At 42.8% G+C, this 4,807-nt stretch carries 5 protein-coding genes; all 5 read right to left on the minus strand.

From position 1 onward, the window contains the following. Positions 1–77 precede the first annotated feature (77 nt). The gene (locus Q0212_RS16230) at positions 78–1,298 is read right to left on the minus strand and encodes a phage major capsid protein (protein WP_297927465.1); all 1,221 of its coding nucleotides are present in this window, start codon (positions 1,296–1,298) and stop codon (positions 78–80) included. Positions 1,299–1,300: 2 nt separating this feature from the next. Further along, complete coding sequence (locus Q0212_RS16235) at positions 1,301–1,942, minus strand: HK97 family phage prohead protease (RefSeq protein WP_297927467.1); 642 nt, start codon at positions 1,940–1,942, stop codon at positions 1,301–1,303. Between the two features lie 12 nt (positions 1,943–1,954). After that, positions 1,955–2,791 carry a phage minor head protein gene (locus tag Q0212_RS16240; RefSeq protein WP_297927469.1) on the minus strand — a complete coding sequence of 279 codons (837 nt, stop codon included), beginning with the start codon at positions 2,789–2,791 and terminating at the stop codon, positions 1,955–1,957. Positions 2,792–2,793: 2 nt separating this feature from the next. Continuing rightward, positions 2,794–4,026, minus strand: coding sequence for a phage portal protein (locus Q0212_RS16245; protein ID WP_297927471.1), 1,233 nt, complete (start codon positions 4,024–4,026; stop codon positions 2,794–2,796). Continuing rightward, positions 4,023–4,807 (minus strand): terminase large subunit (locus Q0212_RS16250; RefSeq protein ID WP_297927473.1); only part of this gene is annotated, 785 nt, incomplete at its 5' end. The genes Q0212_RS16245 and Q0212_RS16250, both read right to left, overlap by 4 nt.

The raw sequence follows: 4,807 nt of genomic DNA on the forward strand, positions 1-4,807 counted from the left end.
AACGGCTGTTAAAGCAATGGCAACGCCTACGCTAACTTGATTGTGTAAATCTTTAGAAACGCTCATTTAAGCACCCCTTACGCTTTAAATTCAATGAAACGGACGGCTTCGGAGTTCACAACATCGCCGCCTGTGCGTTTTGTGAAATACCATTTAACCTTACCTGGTGTAGTTACGTTGTCACGAATGACTAAGATACCACGGCGGTCAATAATTTGATAAGCCTGATTTAAGTTACCTACAAAAATAGATAACGAGTCGTTAGCGACATCGGCCATGTGGTCGAATGACGGGTCAACAGGAATGCCACAAATAGAGCCGAAAGGCGTTTGTGTTAAGTTCCAACTTGGCTGCCAAATGTAATCACCATCGCTGTTTTTTAGCTTCATTGCAGCGGCAAAGGTAAAGCGATTCATGCCAAAAATTGCACCGTTGCGATAGGCTGCGCGTAAAGATGCGCTTGCATCAATAAACACATCACCACCGTTTGGATTAGCAGCAAAAGCACCATTTGCGCCAGTTTTAAACTTTTGTACTGTACCCCATGCGCGGGTATTGTCGCCAGTGTAAGCAGTAGCAACGGTCATTAGGCCACGTGGTTGTAAAACACCATCGCCTAACAAGAAGCCGTAAGCCTCACCTTCGCTAAATCCCATTGTTGCATCATCTACAATCATCGCTTCGATGTCGTAGTCTGCATCTTCCAACATTTGGGTAGTAGCGGCAGGATAAGCAATTAAGTCTTTAACATCAATTTGCCATTCGCCGAATTTCTTAGTTGTCGAATCTGCAACAGTTGCGCCTTGATAGCCCCATGTATAACCATTACGGCCATTGTTGACAATGCCTTTAACAGTGCTTTTGCCTGTGGTTTTGACATTGGCATAACGGCGAATAGGGGAGTTGTCGCGGATACGTTGAACAATACGGCCACTCATATCAGCCGATGTTAAATAGCCGCCATCAGGATTAGTTAAAGTGTTTAAGGCTTTTGTTTCAGCATCGTTTAACGCCATACCTTGCATGGTTTTAAACAAAGCAGACTTAGCTGTTTTTTGCTCAATGGTTAATGCGTCAGGTTGGCTTTGCTCGGCTTGTGCCAATTGTGCTTTTTTAACTTCTTGAATGGATTGCACTAAACCAGCAATGTCTTGTTCAATCTTTGCGGTTTTTTCGGCAGTATCAGCAGATACTTGGCCAAACTTTTTAACTTCTTGAAGTTGGGATTCAAAATTGGTGCGGTTTTCTTGAACGGCTTTTTGTACACCGTCAATTAAAGTCTTGAGTTCATCACTCATGGTTACTTACCTCTTAACGTTTGTTGAAGTTTCACTAATGAAGCTGTGATTTCGTCTTCGTTATCCATCACATCACGCGACTTCTTAACAATAGATAAAAACGTTTTAGCTTCAGAGCGTGACATCATACAAGCATCTCGCAGGTAGTTTTCACAATCTCTCAATGTTGTCAGTTTAGCACTTTTTATATCATTTACAATAGCGTTTGTATTCATGGCAAAAGTCACAAAACTATATTCATGTACCGTTAGTTTTTTAATGACTCGCGTATTGTTATCATAACTAAAATCATCAATCGTAAATCCAATGCTTAACCCATCAATCGCATTGTTTTTAATCAATGTACGCGCATCTCTTGCTCGCTCAATATCAAGCAATAATTCGCCCTCGACTAACAAACCGTTATCATCTTCGCTCATGGATAACGTTTTGCCAATTGGATTGTCCCAGCTATGCTGCCATAACACGCGAATCTTAGACGGGTCTGTTTTGGCTAATGAATCGGTAAATGCACCTTTTAAAATGATGTCGTTACCTCTATCAATGTTGCCAGTGGATGCGGCATAGCCTTTAAAAAGCCCCTCTTTTTCTTCACTAAAATCTTTATCGACTAAGGCCATTGCCTTTGTGTATTGTAATCTCATTTTATTGCCCCCTTAGACAACATGATAGCCGAGTACACATCGGCAATTGATAGAGTTAGCCGCGCTGCATTCAGGCGCGCTAGGATAACGCACCAATTGCCCCCCGACTTTAAACTTTTGACCCATTGGTACGCGCTGACCGTCTGCTGATTGATGCGCGTCTCTCACTCGGCTGTCGTTTGTTGCAATCCATTCGACCTCGACCATTAAGCCGCTATCATTTGCCGCCTGTTCTGCTCGCATAAATTGCGCCGTGTTTGTCGCCTTGTGCGTTTCAGTTCGTGCGATGGTCATTGAGCGGCTTAATGATGAATTGTTAATGTTTTTGGTGATGTTAGCTGCGATGTCATTTGGGTATAAAAACGGCGTTTGTTTTGGTGACCTAGTGCTTCTCGTGCGCCCTGTGGTTATATCTAAAACCGTCTCAGTCTGTACGGTTGTTGCAAGTACGTTTTGCTCCATGCTTGCCGCAATGACAGCCATAGCACTTGCAACGGTTGTTTGTGCAATGTTTTGAGCAGTAATGGCCATGTTTGCAAGCAATGTGTTATAAATCTGCTCTTCAATGTTCGATTCAAACGTGACTTTTTTAATTTCAATAAAACCCATTTTTTTAGTGAGGCTTATCGCTTGTTTGTTTAAACCTGAGAGTATCTTAAACATCTTTTCACCGTGTTCGATTTGAACATCATTAAAATCAGTCACCCCCTCTTTATACAATGCAGCTAGGGTACGTCCTGCTCGTTTAATCTCAGCGTTAATTGCTTTGTAATAACTTAGCATAATGCGCTCTTGCATCGCTAAAACCATTCTAGCGTAACGCTGTCTGCTAAGTTTGGCTTTATCCATCGTTATAAACTCGGAGGCGTGAGGCTAGGTATATCAGCCCCTGCCATGTCTAAAGGGATTAAACCACTATTGACCAATAACACATCGCCACCATCTACCGATTCGTACCCCATCGCCATACGCTTCTCATTAGTGCTAATTGATTGTAACGTGTCTAGTGTTTTGTTACGCTCGGCGCGTCTTGGCTCTAATGCTGCTACCGCGTCAATATCAACACATAATCTGTCTGTCGGTTTTAATCCTGCTCGCCACCCTAGCCACCGGTTAAGCGATGATAGAAACGAGTTAAAAAGAGGGATTGCGCTATCTTCATAAAAAGAAGCTCGTGCCTGTTCGTAGTTAGCATAAGTTTGGCTGCCTTGTATGCCTAACAATTGCGCGGGTACGTCTAACGCCTCACAAATATCTAATTTGCTCGATGTTTTACCGCCTAAAAACTCAGCATCTCGCAAGTTAAAACTAAACGGCTGCCAGTTAAGTCCACCCTCTAACATTAAAGGCTTGCCGTTGTTTTCGCTGCCCATGTATGTATCGTTAATTTGCGCCTTTAATCGTTCAAAACTATCTTCGGTTAGATTTTGCTCAGTAGTCAATGCGCCGCTTGGCTGCATACCGTTTTTAAGTAAAGCGTAATTGGTTTTAGAGTATTCATTTAACTGGTCAATAGCATAGGCGGCTGGTGCTAAAGGACTAGAGCCGCGATGACGGCATAATGGGTCGTATGCTTTCCACAATAATAAATTGCTAGGGAATATCTGCATTGATTTTGCTGTTGTGTCACTTGCGCTGTACTGCCATAACGCCACCTTGCCCATGCTCTCGCTAGACATCATCGGCGTAAGCCAATCTGGACGCAAAATCCATAGCTCGTTCGGTAATCTTGACGGAATAACCGCATCACCGTAAATCGGTGCTTCGCCACCACATAAATAATAAATAACCGCCTGTTCGCAAAACTCAAACCATGACTGCTGCTCGTTTGGATTGCTCAATAGTTTAGTCAGTGTGTCATTAGTGACAACATCTTCACCACGTTTAACAATAATTGGGCATGAGTTCCACGCCTTGACATATTCTTGTATGCAAGCGTAAACAGTCGGATTAAGTTTGTAGGCTTCTTCGATAAAGTTGGCAAAGTTGTAGGTGCTAAAATTAGCCCCTTGCTGTCGAATGAGTACGTTTAAAAACTGGCTCTTTTGCTCTTGTTTCCAAAATTGCCACCATTTTTTACTCATAGCCGTCTCACTCTTAATTCGGTTTTAGCATTAACAATCGGCTCTATCGCATAGCGTAGCGCGTCTGCATAGTGATTGTTTTTATCTTCAATGTCAGTAGTCGGGTTATCAGTATCATCTGTTTTATAGCTATACGCCGCCAACTCTGCAAAACAACACTGCGCATCGGGGTGAATGTAGATTGCCTTAAATGTCTGCAATGCTACAACGCCATCTTCTACGCTGCCTTTCCACTTTGTACAACCTTTAATCAATGGTATCTCTTTTTTTACTTTTGAGATAGTCTCAGGCCGCGCACAATCAGCCCTTGATGTGTATTTTAGCACATTAGGCACATGGTCAATAAGATACGCGCCTGTGTCATCTAACTCAAGCCCAACTTTTGATGCCGCGTTTCTAATATATAAACTATCCTGAAAAATATAACACTCAATAATTGCAGTCGGGTCAACACTAAAACCCCAGTCTATGCCGATGTACGGTGTACCAAATGTTTGGTTAATCTCAAAATCAAGCATCTTCAGCTTCTTGGCCAAGATTGAGTTATCGCTGATTTTTAGGAATTGCCCCTCCCAAATCCAAGCGTATCGCCCCGCATCGCCTCGCAAGTCTCTTAGTCGTTGATTATTTAGCGACTCAGGAAACCACGGGTTATCTTGCCAATTGATTGTTATGTGTAGGGTGCGTTCGTCTTTGTTAATGATGAATTGTTGCCATGTTGCATCGTGTTCAAAACGAGGGTTAAACACAACATAGAATCTGACTTGGCCATAGCGTGGGG

This window comes from uncultured Agitococcus sp. (genome assembly GCF_937920075.1).
Classification (GTDB): domain Bacteria; phylum Pseudomonadota; class Gammaproteobacteria; order Pseudomonadales; family Moraxellaceae; genus Agitococcus.